This is a genomic window from Paenibacillus sp. P2(2022) (genome assembly GCF_029522175.1).
Classification (GTDB): Bacteria; Bacillota; Bacilli; order Paenibacillales; family Paenibacillaceae; genus Paenibacillus; species Paenibacillus polymyxa.
Map to the genome: position 1 here is coordinate 836820 of NZ_JAKWFI010000001.1, position 18615 is coordinate 855434.

The 18615-nt window shown below is 42.4% G+C and carries 16 protein-coding genes and 1 pseudogene; 11 read left to right on the top strand and 6 right to left on the bottom strand.

Translation table 11 applies throughout. From position 1 onward, the window contains the following. Positions 1-462: 462 nt before the first annotated feature. Positions 463-1368, bottom strand: a complete 906-nt coding sequence (locus MMB75_RS03515; protein WP_045244430.1) for a helix-turn-helix domain-containing protein — start codon at positions 1366-1368, stop codon at positions 463-465. A gap of 222 nt (positions 1369-1590) precedes the next feature. On the opposite strand from MMB75_RS03515, the gene MMB75_RS03520 reads away from it, so the two are divergent. The 3 genes from MMB75_RS03520 to MMB75_RS03530 all read left to right on the top strand — a co-directional run bounded on the left by MMB75_RS03520 (position 1591) and on the right by MMB75_RS03530 (position 5884). Continuing rightward, the gene (locus MMB75_RS03520) at positions 1591-2460 is read left to right on the top strand and encodes an SDR family NAD(P)-dependent oxidoreductase (protein ID WP_045244431.1); all 870 of its coding nucleotides are present in this window, start codon (positions 1591-1593) and stop codon (positions 2458-2460) included. Between the two features lie 319 nt (positions 2461-2779). After that, a complete protein-coding gene (locus MMB75_RS03525) occupies positions 2780-3820 on the top strand; it encodes an NAD(P)-dependent alcohol dehydrogenase (RefSeq protein WP_045244432.1) in 1041 nt (346 codons plus the stop codon). 795 nt (positions 3821-4615) lie between these two features. Then, positions 4616-5884, top strand: a complete 1269-nt coding sequence (locus MMB75_RS03530; protein ID WP_044785255.1) for a DNA polymerase IV — start codon at positions 4616-4618, stop codon at positions 5882-5884. Positions 5885-6086: 202 nt separating this feature from the next. Here the strand turns inward: MMB75_RS03530 and MMB75_RS03535 are convergent. Continuing rightward, positions 6087-6544: pseudogene (locus MMB75_RS03535) on the bottom strand (Y-family DNA polymerase); the annotation flags it as partial. A gap of 192 nt (positions 6545-6736) precedes the next feature. Here MMB75_RS03535 and MMB75_RS03540 point away from each other — a divergent pair. Further along, positions 6737-9262 carry a transglycosylase domain-containing protein gene (locus tag MMB75_RS03540; protein WP_045244433.1) on the top strand — a complete coding sequence of 842 codons (2526 nt, stop codon included), beginning with the start codon at positions 6737-6739 and terminating at the stop codon, positions 9260-9262. Between the two features lie 480 nt (positions 9263-9742). Here MMB75_RS03540 and MMB75_RS03545 read toward each other — a convergent pair whose 3' ends face one another. Then, a complete protein-coding gene (locus MMB75_RS03545) occupies positions 9743-10156 on the bottom strand; it encodes a YhjD family protein (protein ID WP_025365180.1) in 414 nt (137 codons plus the stop codon). Between the two features lie 303 nt (positions 10157-10459). Between MMB75_RS03545 and MMB75_RS03550 the strand changes: the two genes are divergently transcribed. After that, positions 10460-11386, top strand: a complete 927-nt coding sequence (locus MMB75_RS03550) for a DMT family transporter (RefSeq protein WP_016822329.1) — start codon at positions 10460-10462, stop codon at positions 11384-11386. A gap of 420 nt (positions 11387-11806) precedes the next feature. Then, a complete protein-coding gene (locus tag MMB75_RS03555) occupies positions 11807-12511 on the top strand; it encodes a YitT family protein (RefSeq protein ID WP_025365179.1) in 705 nt (234 codons plus the stop codon). Positions 12512-12699: 188 nt separating this feature from the next. Here MMB75_RS03555 and MMB75_RS03560 read toward each other — a convergent pair whose 3' ends face one another. Continuing rightward, complete coding sequence (locus tag MMB75_RS03560) at positions 12700-12888, bottom strand: DUF2188 domain-containing protein (RefSeq protein ID WP_017427473.1); 189 nt, start codon at positions 12886-12888, stop codon at positions 12700-12702. 152 nt (positions 12889-13040) lie between these two features. Between MMB75_RS03560 and MMB75_RS03565 the strand changes: the two genes are divergently transcribed. Continuing rightward, the gene (locus MMB75_RS03565; RefSeq protein ID WP_017427474.1) at positions 13041-13844 is read left to right on the top strand and encodes a lipid II flippase Amj family protein; all 804 of its coding nucleotides are present in this window, start codon (positions 13041-13043) and stop codon (positions 13842-13844) included. A 94-nt stretch (positions 13845-13938) separates the two neighbouring features. Here MMB75_RS03565 and msrA read toward each other — a convergent pair whose 3' ends face one another. Continuing rightward, a complete protein-coding gene (msrA, locus tag MMB75_RS03570) occupies positions 13939-14910 on the bottom strand; it encodes a peptide-methionine (S)-S-oxide reductase MsrA (RefSeq protein ID WP_045244434.1) in 972 nt (323 codons plus the stop codon). A gap of 181 nt (positions 14911-15091) precedes the next feature. Then, positions 15092-15709, bottom strand: a complete 618-nt coding sequence (locus MMB75_RS03575; RefSeq protein WP_045244435.1) for a TVP38/TMEM64 family protein — start codon at positions 15707-15709, stop codon at positions 15092-15094. 351 nt (positions 15710-16060) lie between these two features. On the opposite strand from MMB75_RS03575, the gene MMB75_RS03580 reads away from it, so the two are divergent. From MMB75_RS03580 to MMB75_RS03595, 4 genes are all read left to right on the top strand, one after another. After that, on the top strand, positions 16061-16750 hold the full coding sequence (locus tag MMB75_RS03580; protein ID WP_025365176.1) for a TerC family protein: 690 nt from the start codon (positions 16061-16063) through the stop codon (positions 16748-16750). Positions 16751-16913: 163 nt separating this feature from the next. After that, the gene (locus tag MMB75_RS03585; RefSeq protein WP_045244436.1) at positions 16914-17858 is read left to right on the top strand and encodes a Gfo/Idh/MocA family protein; all 945 of its coding nucleotides are present in this window, start codon (positions 16914-16916) and stop codon (positions 17856-17858) included. Positions 17859-17915: 57 nt separating this feature from the next. Continuing rightward, complete coding sequence (locus MMB75_RS03590; RefSeq protein WP_016822322.1) at positions 17916-18233, top strand: hypothetical protein; 318 nt, start codon at positions 17916-17918, stop codon at positions 18231-18233. A 95-nt stretch (positions 18234-18328) separates the two neighbouring features. Then, entirely contained in the window at positions 18329-18607 is a 279-nt protein-coding gene (locus tag MMB75_RS03595; protein WP_045244437.1) for a DUF6171 family protein, read from the top strand. Positions 18608-18615: the final 8 nt, after the last annotated feature.

Consider the following 18615-nt stretch of genomic DNA (forward strand, 5'->3'; position numbering starts at 1 on the left):
CCATTGCATAGGGTTTTTTTGGAATTTTGTGTTTAACAGCGGTCATAGGACGCGCAATCACTGTCAAAGGAAGTAGTTTTCAGGTGAGTAGCTTTTGAGATTGAAATAACATCTCCCGCTGTAAAAGCATTTTTATAAATAATAGAAAGATTATCCGTTTGCTGTACTTTACTACAGTCATAAATGTGGTGCATTAATATATGTGACAGACAGCTTTGTACATGGCAGAAATTTCGTTGCGCATACTTCCTGATTACAGGTGTTTAAGATAGGTGTGTTATTCGGACAAGCTTATTTAGTTATATTTTATAATAATTAATAAATGCAATGATGTTTTACAGTTTTGAGAGGCTCAAAAAGTGTCAATATAATGTTTTTATTCTATTTCGATGGATAGGATGAACATTAGGAAAAAGGCTTGTCTCAAAATAAACATAGAGACAAACCTTTTTTTAATTTTATTCATACCAAATGCTGTCTTCTGAAATCCATTGGACTCAAACCTAAGTGCGTTTTTATAAATTTTGTGAAGCTAGAAGGCTGTTCAAATCCAAGCTTCTCAGCAATTTGATGAATAGGCTCTTTAGTCGTTAAAAGCAAGTTTTCTGCAAGTTCCAGCACCCTGGATTTGATAAAATCCTGAGCTGTTCTACCGGTTTCTTTTTTTAGCATGTCCGAAAGATAATTAGGTGAATACCCCATTGCTTGAGCAAGGCCTTTTACACTTGGTGTACCTGATCCTTCAATAATATCCACTGTACACTGTTCATTTAAAAGCTCTTCGAACTTGGTGACGGCGTCTTTATAAACCACTGTTCTAGTGATAAATTGCCTGCCATAAAAGCGTTTAGCGTAGTTTAAGAGTAATTCCAAATTGGATACAACGAGTTCTTTCGTGTAAAGGTCTATATTTTTACTGTATTCATTCTCAATGTTCTTCACTATACGTTCAATCGTCTCTCTCTCTTGTTCAGAGAGCTGCAAGGCTTCATTTGCTTCGTATTCAAAAAAGCTGTACTCGGATATTTTTGACCATAGTGTGGTTCCTCTGATCATGTCAGGATGAACACAAAGCATCCAGCCATCCGAATATTCAGGTGTATAATTGCCCTCAGAAATCATGATTTGACCAGGAGCTGTGAAAACAAGGCTGCCTTCACGAAAATCATAGTTTTTTCTGCCGTATTTAAAATCACATTGAGTACCACTTTTTAGAGATATCACATAAAAATTCAACATGACGTCAGTGTTAAACATGGTTTCCGATGGATTAGCATTTTCAAAATTCATCGCAGTAATTAATGGATGTTTAGGTTTATTGTATCCGAGTAATTCATGTAAGTCAGATATTGATTCAACCGTTAACATGATTTGCCCTCCTTATGAACAAAACAATTCCTCGCAAATAGAAAGCTCTTCTTATCATATCCTTTGAATTTCAAGTAAGACATAGTCTAATCCACGATAAACTTGTTTGAATTACAGAACTATTTATCAGTAATCTGGACAATATCATCAGTAACCTGGATATGTACCTAATCGAATGGGTTGCAGTATAAATATATTACTTAAATGAAAAGGAGAATTACGATGATTACAAAAATCATCCTTATTACTGGAGCTACTGATGGAATCGGAAAAGTTGCGGCGAAAACCATGGCAAAGCAGGGACACACTGTGATCATTCATGGACGGAATCAAAACAAAGCACAGAAAGTATGTGAAGAGATAATTGCTGAAACAGGCAACAATAAGGTGGACATTATAACAGGTGATTTGTTTTCTCTTGCTGAGGTCAAACGCATGGCTGCAGCTTTTAAACAGAAATACGATCGGTTGGATGTCCTGATTAACAATGCTGGTGCTATATTAAGTAAAGATAGGGAGCTAACCAAGGAGGGACTTGAAAAGACAATGACCCTTAATGTATTTTCACCATTGCTCTTAACAGAGTTATTATTAGATGTTCTTTCAAAAAGCCCCTCAGCAAGGATCATTAATACCTCTTCCGCAACACATAGGATTGCCAAAAAACCAGATTTCAGCGATTTACAGTTGGAAAAGGACTACACCTCATCCGGTGCGTATGCATCCTCCAAATTGTATACGATTTGGATCACAAGACACTGGTCAGCTGAACTAATGAGAAGGGGACTGAAAAATATAACTGCGAACGTGTTACATCCTGGTGCTGTTGCGACTAGATTTGGACAAGACAACGATAAAGGTTTTATTAATAATATAGTGTTTAAGTTGGCACTTCCATTCATGAATACGCCAGAAAAAGGAGCTGCTACAACCGTATATTTGGCCACATCACAAGAAGTAGAAAAGGTTAATGGGAAATTCTTTGGTAACATGAGGGAGGAAAAACCACGGGATCGATATTATTCTGTAGAAAACGAAATAAAAGTTTGGGATTACTGCCAAAAGGTTATTAGCCCTTATATGAATAAATAAGTACGGAGCAATAATAAGGTTTACGATGGCCCCTCTGCTTTCCTGAAGTTGAGGGGCTTTTTGTATTCATTTTCTTTCCTAATAATCAGTAATAGGGACAACTTTGTCTGTAATCAGGCTATGTTAACCATAGATCTGGAGTTTTAAACTATAAGTATCCATTAAGACAACCTTAGATGCGTTATCACGCTGTACCTAAGTGTAGGCTGTAAATAGTGTATGAAGGGGGATGAGATAGGGATACGAATACAATTCAAATACAACAATTTAGCTGATATCTGAAATATATAATATGAAAAATGAAAGGGGTATAACAAGTATGTGTAAAGTTCATGCATTGAGTGTTCCCAGTGCGAATGCACCATTTGAACGGACGATGATTGAACGGAGGGAATTGCGCCCAGATGATGTTCTAATCGATATTAAGTATAGTGGTGTATGCCACACCGATGTTCATATGGTCCATAATGATGGAGGTTACTCTCAATTCCCAATGGTTCCCGGTCATGAAATGACAGGAATTGTAGAAGCGGTTGGAACGGAAGTAACTAAGTTTGTAGTGGGTGACCGGGTTGGAGTAGGGCCTCTCGTGAACTCTTGTGGAGAGTGCGAGAATTGCCTACGTGGTGAGAATATGTTCTGTAAAAAGGGCATGGTCATGATGTATAATTCCGTAGACTACGATGGAAATATTACTTACGGTAGTTACAGTCAAAAAATTGTAGTGAAGCAAAATTACGTACTTCAGATCCCAGATAGTTTGGGCTTAGATGTTGCCAGTCCACTACTCTGTGCAGGAGCTACGGCTTACTATCCTTTGAAACATTGGGGAGTAGGTCCAGGCAAAAAAGTCGCTATCGTCGGTATTGGAGGTATCGGCCACCTAGCTATCAAATATGCCCATGCATTAGGAGCTGAAGTTACGGCCTTGAGTCAGACAATGGATAAGAAAAGCGATGCGCTAAGTTTTGGCGCCGATCATTACTATGCAACGAACGATCCTGACACATTCTCGACGCTAGCTAGTCAATTTGATGTGATTTTCAACACGACCTCTGCAAGTCTTAATTTAGATGCTTACGTATCCATGCTTAATATAAATGGTACGTTTGTTATCATCGGTGATTCCGGTAAGCCGAACCAATTTAATACGCTCAGTTTGCTTATGGGTCGTCGCAGAATTGCAGCAACGCCTGGAGGCGATCTTCTTGAAACCCAAGAAATGCTTGATTTCTCCGCAGAGCATGGTATTGTCCCTGAAATTGAGGTAATTCACACCAATCAAATCAACGAAGCTTTTGAGCGACTTATCCGAAATGATGTACGATATCGATTTGTTATTGATACATCTACCTTTTAAGTCGTATTTTCGAGGATAACTCAATAGACACAAACATCATCAAAAGCACTTATCTGAAAGACAGGACTTACAATAGAGCGGACGAATTGCTGCTCGTCCGCTTTTCTAATTTATAAATACGCTAGTAAATTAGCTCATAAGAATTTAAAAAGAGAAGAAGTGAATTTGCATTGATATCATTGGTCATAGTTGGAGCAGATCCCGGATTGGACTTTTCACTGGCTAAGACGTTTGGTAAACACGGATTTCGCTATGATTTCAAGAACATAAGAGAAACTAGACCAGTATACTGAGCAATTAACTAAACTGAGGCTCAAGGTTTTGCTGCGGATATTACTAACAAAGCACAGCTTACTAGAGCTTTTCAAGAAATTAAAAGTACATTGGGAACTATAAATGTCATGGAATTCAGTCCATACAGCGGAAATGTACCTACGACATCGTTGAAGAAAGCCTTTTTTTAATTGAATTCATATGTGTATACCAAGTTTCCGCTTTTTCAAGACAAGATAAAATGTTATACATTGGTTCTTTATTTTTGTTGACATTTAAAAGATGAAGCCCAGCCAACCAGAATTCCGTTCCGATCCTCATCCCCCACGAGCACATTAAGCTTTCTTGGCCTTTATGATCACAGAAATAATGTGATGATCCACGCTCGTACCAGATACCCAATCTTTGATGATTGATTTACATAATCCTATAAATTACCTGAATACAGAACTAATGTTTGGTATTATAATAAATAAGAATACATGTTCGTACGTATATGATCGTTTTTTTGGAGGGTGCAGCATGACTAAAACAACTGAGCGGACAATTCTTTTGGCGGATTGCCAGAGTTTTTATGCGAGTGTAGAAAAAGCTTCCTACCCAGAGTATAAAAATAAACCGCTTGCGGTAGCAGGCGATCCTGCACGCAGGTCTGGAATTATTTTAGCAGCATGTCCTATGGCCAAAAGTTTCGGGGTGTCTACAGCAGAACGGCTCGGTGAAGCCCTCAAGAAGTGTCCTGAGCTTGTGATCGTCCGTCCCCGTATGAAACACTATATCGATGTCTCTTTAGCAATTACGGATATATACAAGGAATACACCGACCTGGTAGAGGTGTTTAGTATCGATGAGCAGTTTCTGGACATTTCGGGTAGTTTTAAAATTTTTGGAGATTCTTTAACCGTTGCAAGAGAAATTCAAAAGAAGGTTCTTTTACAAACCGGGGTTTGGGTACGAATAGGAATCAGTTCCAATAAGGTTCTTGCCAAAAGCGCAACCGATATTTGGGCTAAAAAAATTAAAAGCGGTATATTCACGTTGCCCAAGACAGAATTAGAGCAGCTGCTCTGGCCACAGCCAGTTAATAAAATGTTTGGGGTAGGTTCGCGGATGTCGTCCCATTTTGAGCGGCTTGGTATGACAACCATTGGTGATATCGCTAGAACGTCTCTACCAGACCTTAAGTCTAAATTTCGCGCTCGTTTTGGAAAACAGTCGGATATACAGGCGGAGGTCATGTGGAAAACAGCCAATGGTCTAGATGAGAGTCCTGTAGCTCCGTATACCTTCAGTTCTCCACAAAAGTCGATAAGTCATATGATGACCCTACCCCAAGATTATTTGGAACCAAATGAAGTAGAGACCATCCTGCTTGAACTCTCGGAAGAAGTTTGTCGAGACAGTCGTCGTAAGGGGTGCATGGGCTCTGTCGTGACCGTTAGTTGTACATGTAGCCCATATGAGGCTCCCACCGGATTTTCCAGGCAAATGAAGCTTACAGATCCGACTAACAATACGAATAAAGTGTACAACGCAGCAAAAAAAATATTTTATAATTTTTGGAACGGTATGCCGATACGACGCTTAGGTGTCACTTTAAGTGGGTTGGTTGACGACCAAACTTATCAACTTTCCTTCTTTGAGGATCATGAGCGTATCCGCTCCTTGGAAGAAGCAACAGATAAAATTAAAGAACGCTATGGTAGCGCAGCTATCGTAAGAGCGTCCTCTTTGACCCAAGCTGGTCAGGCACTGGAGAGATCCCTAAAAATCGGGGGGCATTATAAATAAATGAAGGGATATACTGATGTAATTTAGAATTACTAGAGCAAGGTCAGATCCCACTACATATTGGTCTGAAGGGTTCTTGGGAAACAGGTAAAACTAAAAAACTGTTAATCTTTGAATTAAAGTCTAGAAAATTATTGCTGGACTTTGTTAATACTACAATGCTATTTGGTATTTTAGCTGTGTTTTATACTTTTCCTTCGGTTCGAATCCATACTCCTGTTTGTCCCAGCACTTTCCGCTGAATTTCACTTGCAATACTCAACGGATCTCCGAACAGGGAGAGACTTCCGCTCATATCCAGAAATTGTTCATCAATGCTGAAAACCTCAACCAAATCCGTATACTCATTATAGATTTCTGTTATTTTTAATGAGACATCGATATAATGCTGCATGCGCAGGCGTACAATGATAAGGTCAGGACATTTTTTACAGCTTCCCCCAGACGTACTGCAGTGGATATACCATGTTTTTTGGCCAGCGGACACGTGGCTAAAATAATGCCTGAACGAAGTGCAGGGTCACCGGCCACAACGAGCGACTTATGTTGGTATGCGGGATTATCCGTTTTTTCGACGCTGGTGTAAAAGCTTTGGCAGTCCGCTAGAAATATGGTTCTACTTCCACGCTCCTTCACAATGTTGACCTCCTCTCCTGGCATGTGATTAATCATATTCCAGAATATTCTTGAACATATACCCTTATAGTAGTATTATATGTAGAACAAGTGTTCCTAATACAAATGTATTTTTTGGAACATTACAGTTTACGGGAAACCTAGCATGGCGTATCATATTATCTTGAACAAAAACAAGTGGAAATGAATGAATATTGAGGGGAGAAAACCATTTTTATGAACCCAAAACGTCGACCATCATCTCAAAAACGCAGTAGGTGGCGCATTTTTGGCAGAGTTTTGCTGATTAATATCAAGTGGTTCTCGCTTGCGGGTGTACTTGGAGTGCTGTTTGCCGGAGGTCTTATATCCGGTTATGTGGCGGCACTGGTTCATGATGAACCTGTACGATCACGTCAATTGATATATGAAAAGGTAAATGAGAATGCTCTGACCAGTTTTGTATTTTTTAATGATCAGGTAACTCCGGTTGGAAGAATGCGCATGGAAGAGGACCGACAGCTCGTTGACTTGAAGGATGTCCCTCAGTCCATTGTGGATGCCCTCATTTCAACAGAAGATAGCCAATTTTATGAGCACCATGGTGTAGATTTAAAGGGGACGGCTCGTGCTGTCAAACAGAAACTTTTGAATGAAAACCGCCAAACTGGCGGCAGTACACTGACGCAGCAGGTAGCCCGAAGAGTTTTCCTCAGTCTGGATAAAACGGACAGCCGAAAGGTGAAGGAAATGCTGCTGGCACTACGTATGGAGCGTTTTATGGGCAAAGACAAAATATTAACGGCTTACTTAAATAAAATGCCTTTTGGTAATGGTTCCGCTGGTTACAATTTGTATGGAATCAAGTCTGCTTCGTTAGGAATTTTTAATGTAAGTGATCTACATAAGCTTCATATTGCTCAAGCGGCTTATTTGGCAGGTCTTCCACAGCTGCCATCTGTTTATTCCGCTTTTGATGGTAAAGGGAATTTTGATGAAGAAGGTTTCAACAAAGCGATGGAGCGCCAACGTGTTGTGTTGGGAAGAATGCTGGAAACAGGCAAGCTCACACTGTCCGAATATAATGATGCGCTTCAATTTGATGTGAGAGCGACTCTTGCACCCCATCGCGAAAAAAGCTATAACACATTCCCTTATTTGATGCTGGAAACAGAGCGGGAGGCCGCACAGCTGTTAGCACTCCAGCAAAATCCGAATCTCACAGCAGCCGAGATTTCTAAGCCTGAGCATGCTGAACTTCTTCAAAATACGCGAGAAGAGTTGCAACGGTCCGGCTATCGAATTTATACAACGATAAATAAAAAAATTTATAGCAATATGCGACAGATTGCAGCTAATCCACAAAATTTTTCTCCATACAGTAAGAAGAAGGGACTAGAACAGATTGCGGCAATCATGATTGATCATAAAACAGGGGCTATCCTCGGTATGATCGAGGGCCGGGATTTTAATACCGAGCAAATGAACTATGCAACTCAAATGACACGTCAGCCCGGTTCTGCCATGAAGCCTATTGCTGCTTACTTACCTGCTTTGGAGAAGGGCTACACTCAGCCCGCGGGTCTTATTGATGATTCACAAATCATATTGAAAGACGGACGAAAGGGTTATCATATTCCTAAAAATTATAACAGAAGGTATGAGGGGCTTATGACAGCCCGTGAAGCACTCAATCGGTCAATTAACATCCCTGCACTGAGGCTGTTTTTATATGAAGTTAAAATTCCAAACGCTTGGAATTTTGTGCGTTCTCTTGGAATTACGACGATTCAGCCGCAGGATGAACATGCTCAAACAGGAGTTCTAGGTGGACTTAGTAAGGGGGTATCTGTCGAGGAACTGACCGCAGCATATGGAACAATTCCCAATATGGGCGTGTATAATGCCCCTCACTTGATCAGTAAAATTACAGATGCCAACGGTAAGATTGTATATGAATTTAAACCACAGACGAAACGTGTATATTCGCAGCAAACCGCATTTTTGATGACGGATATGCTCAGAACCGTTATATCAGACCCAAGAGGAACTGGCAAACGTCTGCAAAAAGCTTTTAAGAGCTACGGTACCATTGATATTGCGGGTAAAACGGGTACGACACAGAACTTTGGTGATGTGTGGTTTATGGGATACACACCTGACGTTACGCTAGGCGTATGGGCTGGTTATCGTCAACAGGTTAATACATTATCTCAAGAAGGTCACACCAGAGCACAGTCGGTGTGGGCGTTGATCATGAATGAGGCGGTCAAGGACCAGCCTGAGCTTTTTAAGAATAAGCATTTTATACAGCCGGAAGGCGTTGTGAAAGTTACGGTATCTAGTCTTACAGGTAAGCTGCCAGGGCGCTATTCCCGCCAATCAGGTCACCTCGTGACTGACTGGTTTAACCAAAAGTACGTGCCGACCGAAGTCGGAAGAGAACAGCTTCCACGTTCTGCTAGACCAGTAGTTCCGTCCAAACCAGATATCAAGAAAGAAGATGTCCCTGAGATCAAGGTACCAGCAACAGATCAAGAGGAGGTTCCACCAGAGGAAACAGTTCCTTCTGTTCCTGACACAGACGCAGAGATCGAACCGCCTGATGAGAATAACGATGTGCCATCAACAGATACTTCGCAACCTTCTATTGAAAACGTGCCGGAGACACCTTCTGAATCAGAGAACCAGAGTGGTGCTCCAAAAACTCAGCCTGATGAGGTTATCGATCCTGAACCAACGACTGATCAATCCAACAACTAAGCAACATGGACGATCTAGTTTAGAACACCGTTTCCAACAATATTGACAGTGACCTGCGGATGAAAACGGACACGGGGATACTCCTCATTCCAACGCTATTCCATTACAATGGCTACCTTGAATGGGAAGTTGGATAGTCAGGCTCCGGTACATCTGTCGGACAGAATTCTCGGTGCCTGAATAAACTTCATTGGTACTTTACCTTCATTGGTTTGAGATTCATCTACAACTTCTAGTGTTTGCTGGAGTAGGCCCTTAGGAGTAAGATCATAAATCGATGCATTTGCCAATCTGGCATCCTTTAAGCTGTCCTGATCCCAGCAGCCTGTTGTAATTATGAGTAGAGCCAGCATTTTATGCGGCTCTGCTCTTTTTTCATATTTTAGATTTCTCCTTTTTGAAAATACGAGCCAAATTATTTGCATGTAACCAATGGGCTTTAAAATTTTCTCTTTGTTCAGGCAAGTAGGCAAGGCGAAATTATAAGGGGTCATAGTCTTGGGTCAGATCAATTCCCAGGTAGTATCCGAGTTTACGCCGAACCTCACTGCGGGCAAAGGATGAAAGCATGAAAAATCGTCTTTGGTAACCGCGGCATACATACAAAACCTCTACGCCTTCATGATTTCGGATTTCGCTGTATATTTTCACTCCCTGTCTTTTCATTCGTGCTTTTGTGTCTGCTAATTGAACAGTTACGCGCTGTTGTACTCCAGTCAGGCTACGAATATACAAATCGGGCATTTTTAGAGGAGAGATATTCATAATACGAATGTCTCGCTCCAGCACATCCAGTACAAGTGTTAGAAGTACACACATTTTGATCAGTCCTGCGTCTTCTTCAGAAGGCAGAGGAGCTTTATGCTTGTTAGCAAGTACCTTTTTGTTTGTCATAAATATCTCCTTTACGCGGAGTGAAAGTACAATATATAATAAGTATATAGAACATACGTTCTGGATATACCTCATCATAGGGATTTTTCTGTTGCCAAAGCAATCATCAATTATTGGAAAAGTGTCAGGAAGTCCTAATTCCATGTGCCATTGTGGTAAAGATTCTTTCGTATATGACCGATGACAGTCAAACAAAATTTGTGTTAAGCTAATGGATAAAAAACTTACATAGAAGGGATAGCGTTCTGATAGCGGTCGTTTTCTACTTTTAACTTAAGAAAGTCGAGAAAGAAGGTTTACATATTGTCACGTTCGTTATATGTAGCTTTATTATTGTTGAGCCTTATTTGGGGCGGTTCTTTTATGTTTATTAAGGTGTTATTGCTACATCAAGTAGGACCGTGGACCATTGTATTTCTGCGATCCAGTTTTGGTCTTATTTTTATCATCTTATTAATGCTTCTTATACGCAAGCCGTTTAAAATCAAAAGCATTCCGTGGAAATCGGTTATTCTGGTAGCATGTGTCAACATGGTTTTACCATGGACATTGATTGGTTTTAGTGAGACCAGAATAGCTAGCAGCATGGCTTCTGTATTGAATGCCACCACGCCAATATGGACTATGTTGGTGGGTCTTGTCTTCTTCGGAGCTATATTTCATCGCCTGCAGTGGTTAGGAATGGGGCTCGCTTTTATAGGAATTATTATTTTATTGGGTATTAATCCTGCCTCTATTATTTCTGTTGATCCGGTAGGTTTTGGATGTATGCTGCTTGCGACTCTCTGCTACGGATTTGGAACACAGCTCTCCAAACGTTTTCTCTCCAATCTTTCCATGTATCAGGCTACCTTTGCGACACTGTTTGGTGCGGCAGCAGGGGGTGGTATTATGATGGTAATTGTAGAGAGACCAGATTTGTCGATCGTTTCTGTTCCAGGAGTATTAGGTTCCCTAATAGGACTAGGAGTTTTGGGTTCAGGGGTAGCATATATCTTGTTCAACTATATGATTTTGCGGGGGAGTGCGGAATTCGCTTCTTCGGTAACGTATTTTGTACCAGTGAGTGCCATCGTATGGGGCTTTTTACTTCTGAATGAGCATATCGGCTGGAACGTGCTGACCGGTCTGGTTCTTATACTCGGGGGCGTATTTATGGCCAATCAGCGCAGAACAGCCAAACTAAGGGTAATAACTCCAAGTGAAAATAAAACACACTCAGGTCATTGAGTGTGTACTCGCCAAACCTTTGGTATAATGCGTCAACTCGCACATACAATAAAGCATGCTCACACATAAAATAAAATATGGTGCAGCAAAAAAGCAAGCTGTTTAGCAGGTGACAAGGTGTGGTATAATAAATTATAGAATTATATGCACCACAGAAATGTCGGAGTTTTATTCCACAAAAGAAAGGATCAGGATACCATGTGTCCCCGAAGGATACTTCCCCAAAGGACGATTTGGAAACGATTTGATCTGTCTTATACTTAGCTTTTCCGCGGAGTAACGTCAAGTTGCGAAAGCCAACTCTGCGGAAGAGGGGATTGTACATGCGAAGGACCAAGTCCTCCAGGCACATCTTACCAGGTTGCTTCCGTAAGAGTGGGTTCATCCACATCAAACTTACGAGAAACCGAGGGAGCCTGTATGAGGAAAACTTACGAATCTATCGTGAACAATGGAGCACTGAGACAGATTGCTGTCATGTTGCTCGGAACATGCATTTTAGCTTTTACGTACTATCACATTAACGCCCAGAATCATTTGTCAGAGGGCGGATTTGCAGGCTTAGCTCTGCTGGGGCATTATGCGTTTGGCATATCTCCAGCATGGAGTATGCTGTTGCTTGATGTTCCTGTCATATTGCTGGCATGGGTACTGAAGGGCAAAAGATTTATGATGCTAGCATTAATCGGAGCCGTCGCCTTTTCACTGTTTTATGCAGGATTTGAGAAATACTCGACTCTGGTTATAGATCTGCATGGAAATCTGCTGATAGCAGCTCTACTTTGTGGGGTGCTCACAGGTTTAGGAGCCGGAATCGTACTGCGATTCGGTGGAGCAACCGGGGGCGATGATATTTTGTCTCTGCTGGTGAGCGAGTGGCGCGGATGGAAAATCGGCAACGTGTTTATTGTCAGTGACATCATCGTGCTAGGATTATCGCTGTTGTATCTGCCTGTAAAGGAAACAATGTTTACTATACTGGCTGTGTGGCTTGCCGGAAAAATAATTACATGGACGACCACGTTCCAATTGCACCGACCTGTGAAAAAGGTACTGCCAGCGGCTAATCCCGCTAAAAAGGTAGTTGCCAAAACAGTGCGGGTCGTCCACAGCCTTCGTCAATAAGGAAAGGGTGTTACGTCAGGAGAGAAATCTTCTTACGTAACACCCTTTCGCTGTATTCAGCTTCATCTCCCTCTTCTTTGATCGCTCGGCAATTCACGTTCAGCAGCACATGAAGGACTCTTTAGAATTAGAAAAAGCAAAATTTTGGTCATACCCATTGTAACTTGAATGCTGTTTTTATATTTTTTCTACTTCTTATTTTCTTCTACTGGATGATTATCGTTCCATTCTTCAGCTTGAGCAGTGGCAATCGCAATAGCACGCCCTTCTTCATAGCCCTCGCGGAGTAGAGCGTTAGCGATATCAACGGCTTTTTCTCGCACCCGGGGTTCCAGATTTTTCATGGATGGCGGGTAATCATGTTTGTTCCAAGGCATTGTTGCACACTCCTTTTTAGCAGATGTTGTATTATGTATTACCCGTTGTTGGCTTAGACAAACAAAAATTAAGGTAATGAATGTATTGTAAAATATATCTTGAGAAAAGGCGTATAATGGTGTGCAGAATACCAGAAAAAGGAGTGGAACATTTGCTTGCCTGGGGTTTCGTTTTTTTACTAACCATCATCATTCATACTACCGATAGCTTGTCTTATGCTCTTCGGCTTGGTGGTTTGCGAGCACGTCGGATTGGATTGGCCTTAACCGTGGCCGGAATGCTGCTGTTGGTTTCACGCACCTCCAATATGGCGCAGGGGCCTTTACTTGGAGGGATGGTCGATCAGGCTAAAGAGTCAGCACAATTGGGCGGAACGGATACGAGACTGGAACTGTATATGCACGGGGTATTGCTGGCCGCCACCGTTGGAACTATGTTTGCTATATTACTGTATCCAACAGTGGTGCGCATGTCAGCCAGATGGATTGTGCATTTGGAGCATACTGGATCTATTCCAGCTTTAATACGTCATTTAATGAGTCGAAATCGCTGGAAGCATGCAGGCTACTACATAAAGCGCCCTAGCTGGTCCATGCTTACCTCCCTGATCAGTGGAGTGATCCCCAAGCGTCTAATTATTTTAAATATTGCCGTTACCGCAATTTATACAACTGGAGTGGTATCTGCCTTGTATGCGTCATTTCTATGGCCCGCCCAAGGTACGGCAATGTCAATGTCGTCAGGCTTAATCAATGGCGTCGCAACGGTATTGTTGACCTTGTTAATTGATCCAAGATTGGCGGTGTTGTCAGAAAAAACGCTACGAGGGGAGCTACCCCTAATTCGGATGAATAGTGTGTACGGTTGGATGATCATCTCGCGTTTGGCAGGAACTTTATTAGCTCAGCTATTGCTGGTACCGCTAGCCATTTGGCTTGGGTGGGTGATGAGCTAGATCAGTAAAGATGTGCTGCCATATCCAAAAAAGGCTGACCCGTGACCATCTAATAAAGATGATTCCGGGTCAGCCTTAATGATTTTACGGCTGCTTACTTTTCAAATAATGACTTATATGCTCCATATCCTTCACGCTCCAAGTCTTCCTGAGGCACAAAGCGGAGCGCGGCAGAATTGATACAATAACGCAAACCCTCTGGACCTGGACCATCATCGAATACGTGCCCTAAATGGGAGTCTGCTTCGCGACTTCGCACCTCGGTACGAATCATGAAATGGCTGAGATCGGTCTTTTCTTTGACATTGTAACTGCGCAACGGACGGGTAAAGCTAGGCCAGCCGCAACCCGCATCATATTTGTCCAGTGAACTAAACAAAGGCTCTCCTGATACGATATCCACGTAAATGCCTTCAGCTTCATGATCCCAAAACTCATTTTGAAATGGGCGCTCGGTCGCGTTTTTTTGTGTTACTTCGTATTGAATAGGCGTCAGCCGATCTTTGAGCTCGGACTTATCAATCTTGACAGCCCAATTTTGCTCAATAAAATCTTCACGTCCCGACCCTTTGCGGTAGCGTTTGTAGTGAGCGGGGTTTTTCTTATGATAGTCCTGATGATATTCTTCTGCTTCATAAAAAGTTGCGGCAGGCAGAATAGATGTTGCAATGGGCTTGTCAAAACGGCCACTTTGAGCAAGAGCTTCTTTGGAAGCCTCTGCCTTGATGCGTTGTTCATCATTATGATAGAAAATAGCCGTTTGGTAGGATGAACCTCTATCGTGAAATTGTCCACCTTCATCCGTTGGATCAATCTGTTGCCAAAATAACTCCAACAGTTTTTCATACGGGAACACTTGGGGGTCGAATGTAATCTGTACGGCTTCCACATGTCCCGTTGTTTCAGAGCATACCTCTTCATAGGTAGGATTTTCGGTGTGACCCCCTGTATATCCAGATCTAACCTTCAAAATACCGGGCATTTCCTCAAAAGGGGAGACCATGCACCAGAAGCAGCCGCCCGCAAAAGTTGCCTTTTCTACCGTGTTTGGATTGTTGGTGCTCATATTTTATCACTCCAATCTGAGAATGTTTAATTAGTTGTTATTTAAATAGCTTACAATTAAATTATATACGGGATTTTTGCAAAATCCAACGAAACATCAGAAAGTACTCAGCTGCGTAGCTGTAGTGTGTCCCAAAAAAAGCAATCAAACATTCTACAGAACCGGTACAAACTCATTGCTATCATGTTTTGTTGGCGCGCCTAACTCTTTTTCGGTAAAGTACAAATCCGCCACCTACCAGTGCAGTATATAGCAGTAAAATAAACAAACCCGTGATTGGATGTTCCGCAAAGGTACCGCCTGCATAAGCATACACTGCAATTGCGGGAAGCTTGCCGATCGCTGTGCCTAGCATAAAGCTCCAGAACGGAAACCCTGCTACTCCGGCATATACATTTACAGCTGCCTGAGGAATGACTGGAATCAGGCGAGCCAGTAGCACAGCAGTAAAAGGCTCTTTCTCCATGACCTGATTGAAGCGCTCCAGTGCGGGAACACGCTCCAAATAAGCACGTCCTTTGTCACGAAACAGGGTACGTACGGCACTGTATACGACTAACGCAGCGAAAGTAGTGCCAAGCCAGCAAATCAGAGCACCTTGCCAGGCGCCTGCTGCATAAGCAATGGAAGCGATAATCAGCTTGTAAGGGATAAACGGAATTAACGCGAATAAAAATGCGAGCAGCAGCAGAACCGGAAAGGAGGTTTGCTGGTCCGCCCATGCGAGCCAATCATATCTGTAGATAAACGCGATGCAGAGCAGCGAAACATAAGCCGCGGGGAGTAACCATTTTTTCATTTACATACCTCTTTCAATATCCCTGTTCGGCTTTTTGCTTATACAGAAAAAATAGGGTTCACATTCCCAAAAATGTATGCTATACTGCCACTAACAGAATAGTTCCCAAAGGGGAGTAGCTCAGCGAGTAAAGTCGTCATTACGGGATTCTTAATCCCCGGCTTTATTGGCAACGTAATGTTGTAAGCGAGACCTTTGCCAGGATTTTAGGAATCCGGGTAAATGGTCTTTTTTTGATGCCAAAATGGGGTCAAGCGCCGTTTCCGGATTCTGCGAAATGGCGCTTTTTTAGTATAAAGCGCTGAACTATGTACAGTATAACAAAATAAATAAAGAAGGTGGGAGAAACGTATGGATTTTTTGTCAATCGAGTTTTTAACCGCATTATTGTCCATCATTATCATTGATCTGGTACTAGCTGGTGATAATGCGATCGTAATCGGCTTGGCGGCGCGGAATGTTGATAAGGCCAATCAAAAGAAGGTCATTATCTGGGGAACGGTCGGAGCAGTCATCATTCGTGTGATTGCTACCGTGCTGGTCACATACTTACTGCAAATATATGGATTGCGTTTGGTTGGGGGTCTCGCCCTTATCTATATCGCCTATAAGTTGTTGGTCGAAGAGAAAAAACATGAAATTTCAGCTACAAATCAGATGTGGGCAGCGATTCGCACCATTATTATTGCGGATACAATGATGGGACTCGATAATGTGCTTGCTGTTGCGGGAGCCGCTCATGGGGATATGCTACTTGTTATTCTCGGTCTGGCAATCTCCGTTCCGATCATGGTATGGGGAAGCACGATTATTCTGAAACTGACAGAACGTTACCCGGTAGTGATTACAATTGGAGCCGCAGTATTAGCGTATACCGCTGCTAAAATGGTGGTGGCTGAGCCATTAATTGCACATTGGTTCGCAAATGGAGTCGTTAAATATGGTTTCGAAGCCTTGGTTGTAGTTTTGGTTGTAGCCATTGGGATGCGTGTTAAAAAAATAAAAAGTGAGAAAACAAAAAAGGAAGCATTGCACGCATAAGCTAACTTATATTGAAGTAATCTGGCTGAAGCTGGATACTCAAGTCTTAGAGGCTGTTCCGTCAGGTCCATCTGGATCGGGAGTAGCCTCTTTTCTTTGCTTGTCAGCGGACTTCCATGTAAACTAGACAACAGATGAAATGAGTGATTAGAGGTGGAACGATATGGACAAGCAAATCAAGACAAGAGTAGCGATTGCAGGATTGGGTGGTATCGCTCGTAAAGTGTACCTGCCGTTACTGGCTGCACACCAAGGTGTAGACATCGTAGGTGTCATGAACCGTTCACAGGAGCCGGTCAGTTCTATTATGGAGCAGTATAGACTACCAAGAGGAACGACGGATGTGAAGGAAATGCTGGCATGGGAGCCGGAAGCAATATTTATACATGCGGCCACCGAAGCTCATTTTGACCTAGTCATGGCGTGTATTGAAAAAGGGATAGCGGTGTACGTGGATAAACCATTGTCCTATGATGTTCGTCAGAATTTGGAAATGACTGCTTTCGCGGAAGCGCAGGCTGTACTGCTGGCGGTAGGTTTTAATCGGCGTTTTGCTCCGCACTATGTGGCTGCAAAAGCTTGGCTAGAGGAAGTGGGTGGTTTCAGTCAATGTGCGGCGATTAAACACCGAACTGGATATGATCGTAGACCGGCGGCACAGACGGTTTATGATGATTTAATTCACATGCTTGACTTGCTATTATGGCTGGGTGGCGATAATTATGAGCTACTGCATAGTAGTCTGGATACAACGAGTGAAGGTTACATGGACGCTGCATTTGGGACTTTGCGTTTGGGGGATGCTGCCGGTACATACAGTATGAGCAGACAGGCAGGGGCTGACATAGAGAAGCTGGAGCTTCACGGGGCAGGACGGTCTGTTGAGGTAACGAATATGGAACAGGCTGTTTTCATGCAAAAAAATAATTTATCACAAACTCAAACTTTTGGAAGTTGGGATACAATATTAGAAAGACGGGGATTTACCGGGGTGGTGAATCATTTTCTGGAGCATATTCATCGTCCGGAGGAGTGTGCGATACAAGCTGGAAAAGTCCTGGAAAGCCATATGCTGGCAGAAGAACTGATTAGTCGTTTGCGTAATTAATAAGGAACCATGACGATCGAGACATCAAGAGTTATAGGTTGAAGGAGAAATGTATCAATGGAAGACAACCGCGGAAAACAGTTAGAAGAAGCCATCATTGAAAATTATAAGCAAGAAGAAGATATGATGATCCTTGTGTTTGCTCAATGGTGCATTAATAACGGCTTGGAGCCAGAGGAATTATATCGTGTAGCGTATCCACAGCAGGATAGCAACGAGCGTCTGCTACGAATACGCAAACTGACTGTATCGCGCGAAGAAGCAGGTGATATTCCGCTGGATACGGTATTAGGTGTGCTGTCCATGTTCGGAAATGAGGACTTGGCGATGGTCGTATCCGAGGCGGCTGCCCAGCTCCCGTCGGAACGAAAATAAGTCCAGCTAAAATAAAACATCTGGCAAAATCATCATAACATCGTGTAAATAAACTATTTACTGAGGATATTGTTGATCAGGAGGGTAAGCTGACGATGGAAGATATACCTGTGCCAAGCACTTGTAAAGGCTGTGAAAGAGATATCGCTTTATCGGAAGAGCAAATTACCAGAATTCTAAACAATATGAGACCCAAAATGGAATGTGTAAACGATGAAGTGTACGAAGCCAGACTGTTAGCCTGCGCACAATGCAATGAGTTAATGTCCGGGCACACATGTGGCATTAGTGGAAGTATTGTTCGTATACGTGCCTTGGCAGCAACTCAAAATTGTCCCAGTTACCACGGTTCACGTTGGCGAGGATCAGCTTGAAAAATGTA